The following is a 15,262-nucleotide window of genomic DNA, read 5'->3' as shown; positions in this document are numbered from 1 at the left end:
CTCAGCGCGCGCTTTTCCGGAAATTATTCGGCGGCGGCCGGTGACGCGCTCCGCCGACCCCCGCGTCGCGGTCGTCGGGGCGGGGTGCGCCCTGCCGGGAGGCATCAGCGATCCCGATGGGCTGTGGCGGGCGCTGCGCGAGGGCGTCGACGCCACCGGCCCGATGCCGCCGACCCGCTGGGACCTCGACGCGCTGCACGACCCCGACCCCTCCCGGCCCGACCGGTCCCCCGTGCGCACCGGGGCCTTCCTGGACGACGTGTCCGGGTTCGACGCCGGGCTGTTCCGCACCGCGCCGCCCGCCGCCGCCGCGACCGACCCGCAGCAGCGCCTGCTGCTGGAGGTGTTCTGGTCCGCGCTGGAGCACGCCAACATCGCCCCGGACTCGCTGCGGAACACCGACACCGGCGTCTACGTCGGCCTGGGCACCGAGGACTACTCGGTGCTCGCCACCGCCCGCCCGCCCGACGCGCACGCGCTGCTCGGCCTCAACCGCGCCATGGCGGCGGGCCGGGTCGCCCACCTGCTCGGCACGCGCGGCCCCGCGCTCCAGGTCGACACCACCTGCTCCTCCGGGCTGGTGGCCACCCACCTGGCCGTGCGCGACCTGCGCTCCGGCGACTGCGACGTGGCGCTCGTGGGTGGCGCGCACCTGCTGCTGACCCCGTGGTCCGTGCTGGCCCGCTGCCGCACCAACGCCCTGTCGCCCACCGGGGCCTGCCGGGCGTTCGACGCGGGCGCCGACGGGTTCGCGCTCGGCGAGGGCGCGGTGGCGCTGGTGCTCAAGCGCCTGGCCGACGCCGAGCGCGACGGCGACCCCGTGCTCGGGGTGCTGCGCGGCTCGGCGGTCAACCACGACGGCCCCAGCGCGGGGCTGACCGCGCCCAGCCAGGACGCGCAGGAGGCCGTGCTGGCCAAGGCGCTGGCCGACGCGGGCCTCGCGCCCGGCGACGTGGCCTACGTCGAGGCGCACGGCACCGGCACGCCGCTGGGCGACCCGGTCGAGGTGGCCGCGCTGGCCGCCGTCCTGGGGCGGGACCGCCGGGAGCCGCTGCGCGTGGGCTCGGTGAAGACCAACTTCGGCCACCTGGAGGCGGCGGCGGGGCTGCTGTCGCTGCTGAAGGCGCTGCTCGTCCTGGACCGGGGGCAGGTCCCGCCGACCCTGCACCAGCGCGCGCCGAACCCGCACATCCCGTGGGACGCGGTGCCGGTGGTGGTCGACGCGCGGCTGCGCGACTGGCCGCGCGGGGGGACGCCGAGGGTGGCGGGGGTGTCGGCGTTCGGGATGAGCGGGACGAATTGCCACGTCCTGGTGGAGGAGGCGCCCGCGCCCCCGGTCGTGGCCGGGCCCGCCGCGCGCCCGCTGGAGCTCTACCCGCTGTCGGCCCGCTCCGAGGCGGTCCTGCGCGAGCTGGCCGCCCGGCACGCCGGGGCGGTCGGCGAGGCGGCGCCGCTCGCGGACCTGGCCGCCTGCGCGGCCCTGGGCAGGGCGCAGGCCAGGTTCCGGGCCGCCGTCGTCGCCGCCGACCACGCCGGGCTGCGGGAGGCGCTCGACGCGCTGGCGCGCGGCGACGCGCCCGTCCGGCAGGTCCGCCCCGGCGATCCGCCGCCGGAGGTGGTCCTGCGCCTGGGCGACGCGCCGGGCGCGTCGGTCCCGAGGTCGCTGCTGGCCGAGCCCGCGTTCCGGGACGCGGTGGCCGAGGTCGCCGGGGCCTGCGGCCACGACCCGCTGGCCGGGGACGCCGATCCCGCCCTGGTGGGCTTCACCGCCCGCTACGCCACCTGCCGCCTGCTGCTGTCGTGGGGCGTCCGCCCCGGCGGGACCGCCGCCACCGGTGAGAGGGCGCGCGCCGTCGCCCGAGCTCTCGCGGGCGAGGGTCTGGCCGCGATCACCAGGGCGCTGCCGCGCGAACCGCGCCCCGCGCAGGAGGTGGGGCGGGAGCCGGTGGTCGCGCTGGTGCTCGGCGCGGCGGACGAGGTGCTGCCCGTGCTCTCCACCGGCCCCGACACCGCCCTGCGCGACGGCCTGACCGCCGTCGCCCGGCTGTGGGGCGCGGGCGTCCCGGTGGCCTGGCGCGCGGTGTGCCGGGGCAGGCGCACCGCCCGCCTGCCGCACTACCCGTTCCAGCGCCGAGCCCTGTGGCTCCCCGACGCGCCACCCCCACCCGCAGCAGAACGCCGAGAGGCCACGATGAGCGAAGTCCTCGATTCCGTCCGCGCGGCGCTCGCCGACCTGCTCGCCCTCCCGCCGGAGGAGGTCGACCCGGACCTGCCGCTGCTGGAGCTGGGCGCGGACTCACCGACGTTCATCGACCTGGTGCGGCGGATCACCGCGACCCACGGCGTGCGGCTGTCGGTGCGCGAGCTGTTCGAGGACCTCACCACGGCCAGGCGCATCGCCGGGCACGTGGCCGCCGCGAAGTCCGGAGCGGACCCGGCCGTCGTGAGCGCCACCCCGACGCGGGCCCCGGCAGCAGGCGCGTCGGCAGGCGCGTCGGCGGAGCCCCCGGCAGCGGAGCCCCCGGCAGCGGAGGCCCGCGCGGTGGTCGCCCCGGCGGTGAACGGCCGGACGGCCTCGCCCGAGCCCGCCGGGGAACGGGAGGAGCCGGTGGCCCCGGCAGGAGCCCCGGCGCGTGAGCCGGTGGCCGAGCCCGTCGCGGCGACGCCCCCGCGAGCGCCCGCCGCGGACCTGCCTCCCCCGCTGCCCGCCCCGGAACCGCTGCGGGCCGCCCCCGCCGCCGACCCGCGCGCCTCCCGCGAGGGCTACCTGCGCGACCTCGTCGCGCGCCACCACCGCCGCACCGCCGCGTCGCTGGCCAGGGCGCTGGAGACCCAGGAGAGCCTGACCAACAACCGCCGCAGCGCCGTCGGCCTCAACGAGGGCACCGCGCAGCTGCGCTACCCGATCGTCGGCGCCCGCTCGGCGGGGGCGAGGCTGTGGGACCTGGACGGCAACGAGTACGTCGACCTGGCCATGGGCTTCGGCGCGCACCTGTTCGGCCACAACCCGGACTTCGTCGTCGACGCGCTGCGCGCCCAGCTCGACCGGGGCATCCACCTGGGCCCCGAGGCGGAGCTGAGCGGAGCCGTGGCGGCCAAGATCCGGGCGCTGACCGGCGTGGAGCGGGTCAACTTCTGCACCTCCGGCACCGAGGCGGTGATGACCGCGCTGCGCGTCGCCCGCGCCGCCACCGGCCGCTCCACCGTCGTGCTGTTCTCCAACGCCTACCACGGCCACTTCGACGGGACCCTGGTCAACCGCACGCCCGGCGACCCCGACCACGCCGCCGCGCCCATGTCGCCGGGCGTGGTCGCCTCGATGGTGTCCGACGTGGTGGTGCTCCCGTTCAACCGCCAGGAGTCGCTCGACCACCTGACCGAGCACGGCGGCCGGATCGCGGCGGTGGTCACCGAGCCGGTGCAGAACCGCAACCCCGGCGAGCACGCCGGGCCGTTCCTGCGGGAGCTGCGCCGGATCACCGCCGAGCACGGAGCGCTGCTGGTCATGGACGAGGTGCTGACCGGTTTCCGGGTGCACCCGGCGGGCGGGCAGGGCTGGTTCGGCGTCCGGGCCGACCTGGTCACCTACGGCAAGACGCTCGCGGCGGGCCTGCCGATGGCCGCCGTGGGCGGGCGGCGCGACCTGCTCGACCTGGTGGACGGCGGCACGTGGGTCGGCCCGTCCCGGCTGCCCGACGGCGTCGACCCCACCTACACGGCGGGCACCTACGTCAAGCACCCGCTCGCGCTGGCCGCCGCGAACGCCGTGCTGGGCAGGCTCCTGGACGAGGGCCCCGCGCTGCAGGAGCGGCTGAACGAGCGCGCCGCCGACCTCGTGGACGACGTCAACGACGCGCTGGCGGCGCTGTCCGCGCCCGTGTCGATCGCCCGCTACGGCTCGTTCTTCCGCCTGGTGGGCACGAACAACTACAGCTTCGTGCACCAGCCGGTCGAGGTGGAGGCGCTGCGCACCGCGCTCGGCCACCACGGCGCGTTCCTGGTCGAGACCGGCACGTGCTTCCTGTCCACCGCGCACACCGACTCCGATGTCCAGCAGGTCCGCGACGCGTTCGTCGGCGCGGTCACCGAGATGCGCGACGCGGGCGTGTGGGACCGGCGGCCCGCCGCCACGACCGCGCCGAGGAGCGCGCGGGCCCCGCTGCCCGCCGCGCCCCCTCGCCTGCCCGAGCTGAGCCTGTCCTACTTCGGGGACGGCCGGGGCGTGGACACCGCCCAGCACTACGACCTGCTGTTCGACGGGGCGGCGTTCGCCGACGAGGCCGGGCTGTCCGCGATCTGGCTGCCGGAGCGGCACTTCCACGACCTGGGCGGCTTCTCCCCCAACCCGGCCGTGCTCGCCGCCGCGCTGGCCAGGCAGACCTCCCGCCTGTCGCTGCGCGCGGGCAGCGTCGTGCTGCCGCTGCACCACCCGGCGCGCGTGGCCGAGGAGTGGGCCGTGGTCGACGCGCTGTCCGGCGGTCGGGTCGGGCTGGCGTTCGCCTCCGGCTGGAACGACCGCGACTTCGTGCTGGCCCCCGGCGGCTTCGCCACCCGCAAGCAGGACACCCTGCGCGCGATGGGGCAGGTCCGCGCCCTGTGGCGCGGGGACGCGGTCGCGTTCCCCGGCGAGGGCGGGGGCACGACCGAGGTCCGCGTCTTCCCCAGGCCGGTGCGCCCGGAGCTGCCGGTGTGGTTGACCGCGCTGAGCAGCGAGGAGACGTTCGCGGCGGCGGGCGCGCACGGCGCGGGCGTGCTCACCAACCTGCTCAACCAGGACGTGGCGGCGCTGCGCGCCAGGATCGCCGTCTACCGGGAGGCGCTGCGCGGGGCTGGCCACGACCCGGCGTCCGGGCACGTGGCCGTGCTGCTGCACACCCTGCTCGGCGCGGACCGGGACGCGGTGCGCGACGCCGCCCGCGAACCGCTGCGCGGCTACCTGCGCGCCGCGGCGGACCTGTCCGCGCGGCTGGCCGACCAGACCCGCCGCGTCGACCTGGACGAGCTGAGCGCGCAGGACCGCGACTACCTGATCGACGCCGCGTTCCGCCGCTACGCGGACGGCCGCTCGCTGATCGGGACCCCCGAGGACGCCCGTCCGCTGCTGGTCGAGCTCGCGGCGGCGGGCGTGGACGAGGTGGCGTGCTTCGTGGACTTCGGCGCGCCGCCGAACCTGGTGCGCGAGGGCTTCGCGGGCATCGCCGCGCTCGCGGCCGGGCCCGCGGCGGCGGGACCGGGGCAAGCTGGAACGGGACAGGCCGGAACGGGGCAGGCGGGACCGGGGCAGGCCGGGCACGGGCTGCCGGAACCGGGGCGCGACCGGGTGGTCGTCGCGTCCGGCGTCCGGACGCCGGGTCCGCTCTCCCCCGCGCCTCACGGGGGCGTGGACGTCCCGCCACCCGCTCCCGCCGGGCGCACCATCCCCGAGCGGGTGGCCGCCGCGCTCACCGACGTGCTCACCCGCGAGGACGACGCGGTCTCCGGCCTGTCGGCGCGGATGCTCGCGCACCGGGTGCGCGCGCTCGCGGGCACGATCACCGCGCGGGGCGTGGGACCGGGGACGCCGGTGGCGGTGCTGGCGGCCAACGACACCGACCGCCTCGTGGCGGTGCTGGCCGTGCTGCTCGCGGGCGGGGCGGTGCTGGAGCAGCCGGGCGGTCCGCTGCCGCGCCGGGTCGGGCACGTCGTCGTCTCCGGCGGTCTGCGACCGGACGACCCCGACCGGGTCGTGGTCGACCAGGACGCCTGGGACGTGGACTGCGAGCCGCGCGCCGACGCCGCGGCCGTCGCCGGGCACGACCCGGCCGTGCTCGTGGCCGACACCGGGGGCGGGATCACCGCCGTGGTCGGGCACGGCGAGCTGGAGGGCTCCGGCCTGCCGACGGCCGCGCTCGTCACGGCGTTCCTCAGCGGCGATCCCGAGCTCGCGACCGCCTCGGGCGGCCACCGGTGAGCGATCGGCTGGAGGACGCCGTCGCGGCGGTGTGGGCGGAGGTCCTGGGCCGCCCCGACGTCCCCGACCACGACCGCACCTTCTTCGAGCTGGGCGGCAGGTCCGTCATGCTCGGCCCGGTGCGCGAGGGCCTGCGCGCCGCGCTGGGCGTCGAGGTGCCGGTGAGCGCCCTGCTGCGCCACCCCACGGTCGCCGCGCTGGCCGGGCACCTGCGCTCCGGCGGGGCGGGCGCGCCGGGCCGCGCCCCGGCGTCCGGAGGGACGGGCGACGGGGCCGCCGCGCCGAACCGCGCCCCGGCCACCGGCGCCCACCCCGGCGACGCGCTCGCCATCACCGGCATGGCCTGCCGGTTCCCCGGAGCCGACACCCCCGAGCGGTTCTGGGAGCTGCTGCGCTCGGGCGGCACGGCCGTGCGCTCCTTCGACCGCGCCGAGCTGCTGGGCGCGGGCGTGCCCGCCGCCGTGGTCGACGACCCCCGCCACGTGCCGTCCGGCGGGCACCTGGAGGGCGCCGACCTGTTCGACGCCGAGGCGTTCGGCCTGTCCCCGCTGGAGGCCAGGGCCACCGACCCGCAGCACCGGCTGTTCTGGGAGTGCGCCTGGGAGGCGCTGGAGTCCGCGGGGATGGACCCGCGGCGCCTGCGCGGCGCGGACGTGGGCTGCTTCGGCGGCGTCGGCATGGCGCTGAACGCGGGCCCGCTGCGCGACACCTACCTGAGCACGAACCTGGCCACCGACCCGGAGCTGCTGGCGGCCCTGCCCCCGCTGCGCGTCTCCTTCGCCAACGACCCCGACCACACCGGCGCCAGGCTCGCCTACGCGCTGGGCCTGCGCGGCCCAGCCGTCGCGGTGCAGACCGCCTGCTCCACCAGCCTCGTCGCGCTGCACCTGGCCTGCCGCGCCCTGCGCGCGGGCGACTGCGGCACCGCCGTGGTCGCCGCCGCGGCCGTGCACACCCCGTTCCTGTCCGGGCACCTGCACCACGAGGGCGGCATCCTGTCGCCGGACGGCGTCTGCCGGGTGTTCGACGCCGACTCGCGCGGCACCGTCGGCGGCAACGGGGCGGGCGCGGTCGTGCTGCGCAGGCTCGCCGACGCGCTCGCCGACGGCGACCCGGTGCTCGCGGTCGTGCGGGGCACCGCGATCAACAACGACGGCGCGGACCGCATGGGCTACGCGGCCCCCAGCTCCTCGGGGCAGGCGGCGGTGATCCGCGCGGCGCTGGCCGACGCGGGCCTGTCGGCCGCCGACGTCGGCTACGTCGAGGCGCACGGCACCGGCACCGAGCTGGGCGACCTGGTCGAGCTGACCGGCCTGGCCGAGGCGTTCGACGGCGTGGGGCGCGGCCGGTGCGGGCTGGGCTCCGCCAAGCCGGTGACCGGGCACCTGGACACCGCGGCGGGCATGGCCGGGCTGATCAAGGCCGTGCTGGCGCTGCGCCACGGCGAGCTGCCGCCGCTCGCCCACCACCGCACCCCGGCCGGGGGCTTGGCGCAGTCGCCGTTCTTCGTGCCGACCACCCCCACCGCGTGGCCGGGCGGACCGGGGAGGCCGCGCGTGGCCGGGGTCAGCTCCTTCGGCGCGGGCGGCACGAACGCGCACGCCGTGCTCCAGGAGCCGCCGCCGCGCGGGCCCGCCGCGGCCCCCGGCCCCGGCGTGGTGCTGGTGTCCGGCCGCGACGGGGCGTCGCTGCGCGCCACCGCCGCCTCCTGCGCCCGCCACCTGCGCGACAACCCCGAGGAGGAGCTGTCCGGGGTGTCGGCGACGACGCTGCTCGGCCGCCCCCTCGGCCCGCACCGGGTCGCGGTCGTCGCGGAGGACGTCGCGTCCGCCGCCGCAGGCCTGGAGCGCTTCCTGGAGGGCCGCGCGCACCGCGACGTGGTCACCGGGGTCGCGGGCGCCGAGGGCGGGGTCGCGTTCGCGTTCAGCGGCCAAGGCGGGGACGTCGTCGGCGCGACCGCCGAGCTGCTGCGCCACGACCCGGTGTTCGCCGCCGCGTTCGCGGACTGCGACCGGTTGCTGCCGGGGGCGCGGCTGCGCGCCGCGGTCGAGGCCGACGCCGCCGAGCTGCGCACCAGCGCCCGCCTCGCGCAACCGCTGCTGCTGTCGTTCCAGCACGCGCTCACCGCCCTGTGGCGGGCCTGCGGCGTCGAGCCGACCGCCGTGCTCGGCCACAGCCTCGGCGAGTACGGCGCCGCCGTCACCGCGGGCGTGCTGGACCTGGGCGACGCGCTGGAGCTGGTCGCCGAGCGCGGCGCGCTGATGGACGAGCGCGGGCTGCCCGGCGTGATGAGCGCGGTGCGCGCCGAGGCCGACCGGGTCGCCGAGGCCGTGGCCCGCGCGCGGGGGCAGGTGGAGATCGCCGCCGTCAACGGCCCGCGGGACGTGGTCGTCGCCGGTGACGCCGACGCCGTCGCCGAGGTCGTGCGGCTGCTGGGCGAGGACGCGGGCGCGGTGCCCGTGCCCACCACGAACCCGTTCCACTGCGCGGCCGTGGAACCGGTGCTGGCCCCGTTCGGCGCGGCGCTGGCGAGGCGGTCGTTCCGGGCGGCCACCCTGCCGATCCTGTCCGCGGTGGACGCCCGGCACGACGGCCTGCTGGACGGTCCGGGGTACTGGCGCGACCAGGTCCGCCTGCCGGTGCGCTTCCACGACGCGGTGACCCGCCTGCTGCGCACCCCGCCGGGCGCGGTGCTGGAGATCGGTCCGGGCGCGGCGCTGACCTCGGCGAGCACCAGGGCGGGTCACGACGCGCCGACCAGGTTCCTGGCCTCGGTCACCAGGGGCCGGGTGCGGCCCCGGTTGCTGACCGCCTACGCGACCCTGCTCGTCCTGGGCGCCGCGGACCCCGAGCGCCACCCCTGCCCGCCTGCGGGGCCGGTCCGGCGCGCGACGCTCCCGCCGTCCACCCGGCCCCGCCGCTCGCACTGGGTCGGCCCACCACCCGGTCCGCGCGCCCAGGTCGCCGACAGCGCGACCACGAGCGCCGCAAGCCAGGGCACTGCCACCTACGAGAACGCCACCCCTGACAGCGCCACCCCCGAGAACACCACCCCCGACAGCGCCACCCCCGACAGCGCCGTTCCCGACAGCCCCGCCTCGGGCGCCCCGCTCCCCCGCGCCCAGCCCACCCGCACCCGGCCCACGCTCCCGACGCCGCAAACCCGCGACACCCCCGACGAGGGCCCCGCCGTCCTGGACGTCCACTGGCAGCAGGCCCCCGCCCCCGCCGCACCCGCGCGGGGCGCGCTCCGCTGGCTGGTCGTGGGCGCGGGCCCCACCGCCGCGGACCTCGCCCGCCGCGCCCGCGCCAGGGGCGACCGGGTCCGCGCCACCCCCGCCCACGACCCCGAGCACCTGAACGCCCTCCTGGCAGGCGGCCCCGGCCCGTGGCGGCTGCTGGTGGTCGCCGACGCCGAACCGGCCACGCGCGGCGCGCTGGCCGCGCTCGCCCACCTCGCCGAGCACCCGCCCACCGCCGCGCACCGGGTCGCGCTGGTGACCGGACCGGACGCGCCGGGCCCCGAGGCGCTGGCCGCGCTCGCCCGCACCGCGCTCGCCGAACTGCCCGACCTGTCCTGCTCGCACCTGGCCCTGGACGACCGCGAGGACGCCGCCGCGGCGTTCGCCGAGCTCCTGGCCGAGGACGGCCCGCCCGTGCTGCGCCTGCGCGGCGGCGGGCGCGAGATCCCCGCGCTGCGCCCCCGCGCGGGCACCGGGCGCACCGCACTGGACCCGTCCGCCACCTACCTGGTCACCGGCGCGGGCGGCGCGCTCGGCGGCCACGTGCTGACCTGGCTCGCCGAGGCGGGAGCGCGGCACGTGCTGGCCATCGGCGGCCGGACCGGCGACGCCAGGGGCCTCGCCGCGCTGCGCGGGCTGGACGTGCTGCACGCCCGCCTCGACCTCGCCGACCGGCGCCGCCTGACCGCGCTGCTCGCCCACGCCCGGCGCGTGCTGCCCCCGCTGGGCGGGGTCGTGCACGCGGCGGGCGCGCTGGCCGACACCACGCTCACCGGCGTCACCGACGCCGACCTCGCCCGCGCCGCCGCCCCCAAGCTCCCGGCGGCGCGGCTGGTGCACGAGCTGACCGGGGACCAGCCGCTGGCGTTCGCGGTCGCGTTCTCCTCCACCGCCAGCCTGCTGGGCGCGGCCGGGCAAGCCGCCTACGCCGTCGCCAACGCCGACCTGGACGAGCTGATGCGCCGCCGCCGGGCCGCCGGGCTGCCCGGCACCACCGTCCACTGGGGACCGTGGTCCGGGGCAGGCATGGCCGCGAACTCCGGGCAGGGCGGCGGGATCGAGCCGCGCGCGGGCATCGCCGCGCTCGACGCCCTGGTCGCGAGCGGCGCGGAGCACGTGTGCGTGCTACCCGCCCACGACCCCCGCGCGGGCGGCGGCCCGCTGGACCGGCCCCCGGCTCCGGCGCGTCGCGGGCGGGCCCTGCCCGCGCCGCCGCGCACCGCCGTCGAGCTGGCGGGCTACCTGCGCGGGGTCGTCGCCACCGTCACCGGCGTGGAACCCGGTGAGATCGCCGACGAGGCGGGGTTCGCCGAGCTCGGCGTGGACTCGCTCACCGGGCTGCGGATGCGCGAGCTGCTCGTGGCGGGCCTGGGCGTGCCGCTGCCCGCCACCTACCTCTACCGGCACTCCACGATCGCCGACCTGGCCGGTCACCTGGCCACGGCGTCCCCGACCGCACCCCAGCGAGGTGGCCTGGCATGACCGACCCGACGAGCAGCGACCTGGTGGCCGAGACCCCGTTCGTGTGGCGGGCCGCCCGCCCCGGCGCCCGGACCCGGCTGATCTGCTTCCCGCACGCGGGCGCCGGGGCCGGGGCCTACGCCGACTGGGCGGCGCTGCTGCCGCCGGACGTGGAGCTGCTGGCCGTGCAGCTGCCCGGCAGGCAGAACCGGATCGCCGAACCCGCGTTCACCGAGGTGCGCCCGCTGGTCGCGGTCCTCGCTCAGGCGCTGCGGCCGTTCCTGCGCCCGCCGTTCGCGTTCTTCGGCCACTGCGGCGGCGCGGTGCTGGCGCACGAGCTGGCGCTCGCGCTGCGCGAGCGGGGCCTGCCCGAGCCGGAGCACCTGGTGCTGTCCGGGCAGCCCGCGCCGGGCGTGCCGACCGCGGCGCCGCCGCTGCACGGCCTGCCCGACGCGGAGTTCACCGCCGCGCTGGTCGAGCTGGGCGGGATCGAGCCCGCGCTGGCCGCCGACGCCGACGTCATGGGGGCGCTGCTGCCGACGCTGCGCGCGGACTTCACCCTGTGGGAGCGCCACACCCCGACCGGGGCCGCGCCGCTGGCGCTGCCGATCACCGCGCTGGCGGGCCGCGACGACCCGCGCACCCCGGCCGACTCGGTCGAGGCGTGGCGCGGGCGCACCACCGCCCGCTTCCGCTCCCGGTTCCTCCCCGGCGGCCACTTCTACCTCCTCGACGACCCCGCCGCGCTCACCGCCCTGCTCGGCGACCTGCTCACCACCCAGCCAGCCGGGAGCCCCCGATGACCCCGCCGTCCGTCGACCCGGCGCTGCTCGCGGACCTGGCCGCCGCCGCGCTGGCCCAGGGCGCGCGCGAGGCCGTCGCCGTCGTGCGCAGCACCACCGGGACCGTCCCGGAGTCCGGTCCGGCGCCCGCGCCCGCCACCGAGCCCGCTCCGCCCGCACCCGCCCGCGACCGCCCGTCCTCCCTGGTCGACGGCGGCCCGCCGCACCTGCCCGACGGCGCGCCCACGACCCTGCAGCAGGCCCTGCGCCAGGCCGCGGACCTGGCCCCGGACAAGGGGACCACGTTCCTGCGCGGCGGGGTCGAGGCGAGCCGCCAGACCTACCCGGAGCTGCTCGCCGAGGCGCAGCGCGTCCTCGCCGGGCTGCGCGCGGCGGGCCTGCGCCCCGGTGACGCCGCCCTGTTCCAGTTCGAGGACAACCGCGACTACCTGACCGCGTTCTGGGGCTGCGTCCTCGGCGGCTTCGTCCCCACCCCGGTGGCCGTCGCCGCCTCCTACGCCGAGCACAGCGCCACCACCCGCAGGCTGCGCAACGCCTGGCTGCTGCTGGAGCGCCCCGTCGTGCTCACCGGCCGCGGCACCGCCAGGGCGCTGGAGGGCGTGCGGGAGCTGTGGGGCGAACCGGACGTGCGCGTGCTCGTCGTGCAGGACCTGCTGGAGCACGAGCCCGACGCGCACTGGCACCCCACCGGGCCCGACTCGCCGGTGGTGCACCTGCTCACCTCCGGCAGCACCGGCGTGCCCAAGTGCGTCCAGCACACCAACTCCACCGTCGCCGCCCGCACCTGGGCGGCGGCGCGCGCCTGCGGCTACGGCCCGGACGAGGTCACGGTCAACTGGATGCCGCTGGACCACGTGGCGATCGTCATGCACAACGTGCGCGACGTGTTCCTGCGCTGCGACCACGTCAACGCCCGCGTCGAGGACTTCCTGGCCGACCCGCTGGCCTGGCTCGACTGGCTCGACCGCTACCGCGCCACCGACACCTGGGCGCCGAACTTCGCCTTCGCCATGGTCAACGACGCGCTGGCCGAGGAGCGGGCGGCCGGGCGCGGCTGGGACCTGTCCCGGCTGCGCTCGATCACCAACGCCGCCGAGCCGGTGGTCGCGGCCACCAGCCACCGCTTCCTGGAGCTGCTCGCCCCGCACGGCCTGCCCGCCGACGCGGTGCGGCCCGGCTGGGGCATGTCCGAGACCTGCTCGGTGGTCACCTACGCCACGCAGAGCCGCGACGACCGCGCGGCGGGCGTGGTGGTCGTGAGCCAGGCGACGCTGGGCGCGGACACCCGCACCACCGACCCCGGCGCGCCCGACGCGCTGGTGTTCTCCGAGGCCGGTCCGCCGGTCCCCGGCGTGGCCGTGCGGGTGGTCGACCCCGGTGGGGCGGTGCTGCCCGAGGACGCGCTCGGCGAGCTCCAGGTGCGCGGGACCGCGCTGATGACCGGCTACCGGGCCAACCCCGAGGCCAACCGCGACTCGCACGACGCCGACGGCTGGTTCCGCACCGGCGACCTGGCGTTCGTGCACGGCGGCTCGGTGGTGATCGCCGGGCGCGCGAAGGACCAGATCGTCATCCGGGGGGTCAACCACGTCGCCCACGAGATCGAGAGCGTCGTGGAGCGCGTGGACGGCGTGCGGCTGACCTTCGCCGCGGCGGCGGGGGTGCGGGAGCCCGGTGAGGGCTCGGACCGGCTCGTGGTGTTCTTCGTGCCCGAGCGCTGGGAGGAGGAGGCGCTGGCCCGCACCGCGGGCGCGGTGCGGGAGGCGCTGGTGCGCGAGGTCGGCCCCGCGCCCGACCTGGTCGTGCCGGTCACCGCCGCCGAGTTCCCCAAGACCGGCAGCGGCAAGATCCAGCGCGGGGCGCTGGTCGAGGCGCTGCGCGCGGGCCGCTTCGCCGACCGGACCGCCGGACCCGAGCGGGACGAGCGGCCGGAGGACTGGCTGTTCGGCAGGCGGTGGCGCCCCGTCGCCGACGACGCCACCGCGCCGCGCGGGGTGGACGGCCCGGTCGTGGTGCTGGCGGGGGAACGCGCCTGGCGCGACCTGGCGCCCGCGTTCCGGGACGTCACCACCGTCGTCGTCCCGCGCCCCGCCTCGGGCGAGGCCGCGGACCACGTGCGCCGCGCCGTGGCCGAGGCCACCCGCCGCCACGGCGCCCCCGCCGCGCTCGTGCTCGCCTGGTCGCTGCACGACGACCTGCCTGCGTCCCCGGTCAGGGCGGCGGTGGAGCTGTCCGCCGCGCTGACCGCCGCGACCCCGCTGCTGGTGCTGACCAGCGGCGCGGTGCGCGCCAGGGCGGGCGACCGGGTCGACCTGGGCGTGTGCGGCCTGCCGGGGCTCGTGCGCACGGCCGTCTCCGAGGGCCACCGGGTCCGCCAGGTCGACCTGCCCGCCGATCCCGCGCGGTGGGCGGTCGCGGCGCGCCGCGAGCTGGCGGGCGGGGCGGGCGCCGACGTGCTGGCCGTGCGCGGCGGCGAGCGCCTGCGGGCGGTGCTGCGCCCGGTGCGGCGAGCCGACCTGCACGAGCGCCCCCCGGTGGCGCCCGGCGGTCGCTACCTGGTGACCGGGGGGCTGGGCGGCATCGCCCACCACCTGGGCACCTACCTGGTCGCCGCCTACGGCGTCCGCCTGCTCCTGATCGGCCGCTCGGCGCCGACCGGGGAGCGCGCCGACCGCCTGGCCGAGCTGTCCGCGCTGGGTGACGTGGTCTACCGGGAGGCCGACGTCGCCGACCGGGCCGCGCTGGCCGGGGCGGTCGCCGAGGCCGAGCGGCGCTGGGGCGCGCCGCTGGACGGCGTGCTGCACCTGGCAGGCGCCGACCCGTCGGACCAGTGGGAGCACCTGGAGCGGCACACCGCCGCCGAGGAGACCGAGGCGGGGTTCGCGCGCCTGCACCGGGCCAAGGTCGACGGCACGCTCGCGCTGGCCGAGGTGCTGGAGGACAGGCCGGACGCGGCGCTGGTGCTGTTCGGGTCGGTGAACGGCGAGTTCGGCGGCCACTCGTTCGGCGCGTACGCGGCGGCCAACACCTTCCTGGTCGGGTTCGCGGACCACTGGCGGCACGAGCGCGGCCGGGACGCCCGCTGCCTGGCCTGGAGCATGTGGACCGACGCGGGCCTGAACCGGGGCCGCCCCACCGCCCCCGTCCGCAGGAGCGGCTTCCGCCCGGTGAGGGGCGAGGAGGGGCTGGCGTCGTTCCTGGCCGCCATGGCGCTGGACGAGCCGTACGTCCTGATCGGCCTGGACCGCGCGAGCCAGCGGGTGCTGGCCGAGCTGGAGCCGCGGTCCCTGCGCCCGCAGGAGGTCCTGCTCGCCTACGCGGCGGACGCCGACCTGGAGCCGGGGGGCGGGCTGGACGCCCTGATCACCGCCAGCCCCGTCCCCGTCCGCCTGCACCGGGTCCCCGCGCTGCCCACCGACGCGCGGGGCGGGCCGGACCGGGAGCAGCTCCTCCAGGACACCGCCCCGAGGCCGCGCAGGGCCCCGACCGAACCGCCGAGGACCCCGCTGGAGGAGCGCATGGCCCTGGTGTGGGCCGAGGTGCTCAACCGCCCGACCCCCGGCCGTGACGACACGTTCTTCGACCTGGGCGGCAACTCCCTGCGCGCGGCCCGCCTGCTGTCCCGCCTGTCGGCGGACCTGCCCGTCCCGCTGACCCTGGACCAGCTCTACCGCAACCCGACGATCGCCGCGCTGGCGGCGGTGATCGAGCCGGTGGGGTGACGGGGTCGGGCAGCAGGCGGGCGGGCGGCGGGGCTCGTCGCGGCGGGGCGGCCGGCGAGAGCGAGGTGGTGGCGTGCCGGGGAC

At 78.6% G+C, this 15,262-nt stretch carries 4 protein-coding genes; all 4 read left to right on the top strand.

The window, feature by feature from the left end; genetic code table 11:
- The first annotated feature begins 40 nt into the window (after positions 1-40).
- From CNX65_RS17040 to CNX65_RS17025, 4 genes are read left to right on the top strand one after another with little or no spacing between them, the layout of a single operon-like run.
- A complete protein-coding gene (locus CNX65_RS17040; RefSeq protein WP_177154608.1) occupies positions 41-5,950 on the top strand; it encodes a MupA/Atu3671 family FMN-dependent luciferase-like monooxygenase in 5,910 nt (1,969 codons plus the stop codon).
- Positions 5,947-10,674: a type I polyketide synthase gene (locus CNX65_RS37870; RefSeq protein WP_177154607.1), complete on the top strand. Its 4,728-nt coding sequence runs from the start codon at positions 5,947-5,949 to the stop codon at positions 10,672-10,674. Before CNX65_RS17040 ends, CNX65_RS37870 begins: the two co-directional genes overlap by 4 nt.
- Positions 10,671-11,456: a thioesterase II family protein gene (locus CNX65_RS17030; protein WP_096494246.1), complete on the top strand. Its 786-nt coding sequence runs from the start codon at positions 10,671-10,673 to the stop codon at positions 11,454-11,456. The genes CNX65_RS37870 and CNX65_RS17030 overlap by 4 nt, the downstream gene beginning before the upstream one ends.
- Positions 11,453-15,178: an SDR family NAD(P)-dependent oxidoreductase gene (locus CNX65_RS17025; RefSeq protein ID WP_096494244.1), complete on the top strand. Its 3,726-nt coding sequence runs from the start codon at positions 11,453-11,455 to the stop codon at positions 15,176-15,178. The genes CNX65_RS17030 and CNX65_RS17025 overlap by 4 nt, the downstream gene beginning before the upstream one ends.
- Positions 15,179-15,262: the final 84 nt, after the last annotated feature.

Source organism: Actinosynnema pretiosum, from assembly GCF_002354875.1.
In the GTDB taxonomy this organism is placed as follows: Bacteria; Actinomycetota; Actinomycetes; order Mycobacteriales; family Pseudonocardiaceae; genus Actinosynnema; species Actinosynnema auranticum.
The sequence above is the reverse complement of the archived record's forward strand: the minus strand, read 5'-3'. Positions and strand labels throughout refer to the sequence as shown.